This window comes from Streptomyces sp. SID5910 (assembly GCF_009862125.1).
In the GTDB taxonomy this organism is placed as follows: domain Bacteria; phylum Actinomycetota; class Actinomycetes; order Streptomycetales; family Streptomycetaceae; genus Streptomyces.
Genome location: NZ_WWHX01000325.1, coordinates 1 through 235 on the forward strand (window position 1 = coordinate 1; position 235 = coordinate 235).

Consider the following 235-nt stretch of genomic DNA (forward strand, 5'->3'; position numbering starts at 1 on the left):
GGTGGCGTGGGGTGGGGTGGGGCGCGGTGGTCAGGCGTCCGGCTGTGCGGATGCCTGGCGGGTGCCCTCCGCCCGGGCGAGGGCGGCGTCCACGGCCGCGTCCTCCTTGGTCTTGCTGGCTCCGCCCTGGGACTTCACGATCACCCTGACGACGCCGATGAAGAAGGCCGCCATGACGACCGGGGGGAGGAGCGCGGAGACGTAGTCCATGGATCCAGGGTAGCCAGGCCGGGTC

The 235-nt window shown here is 72.8% G+C and carries 1 protein-coding gene; it reads right to left on the reverse strand.

From position 1 onward, the window contains the following. Nucleotides 1-30 precede the first annotated feature (30 nt). Complete coding sequence (locus GTW67_RS10960; protein ID WP_161164610.1) at nucleotides 31-210, reverse strand: hypothetical protein; 180 nt, start codon at nucleotides 208-210, stop codon at nucleotides 31-33. Nucleotides 211-235: the final 25 nt, after the last annotated feature.

What these genes read in the sequence shown, in the direction of transcription:
- GTW67_RS10960 (WP_161164610.1), bottom strand. Translation starts at nt 210, where the DNA reads ATGGACTACGTCTCCGCGCTCCTCCCCCCGGTCGTCATGGCGGCCTTC.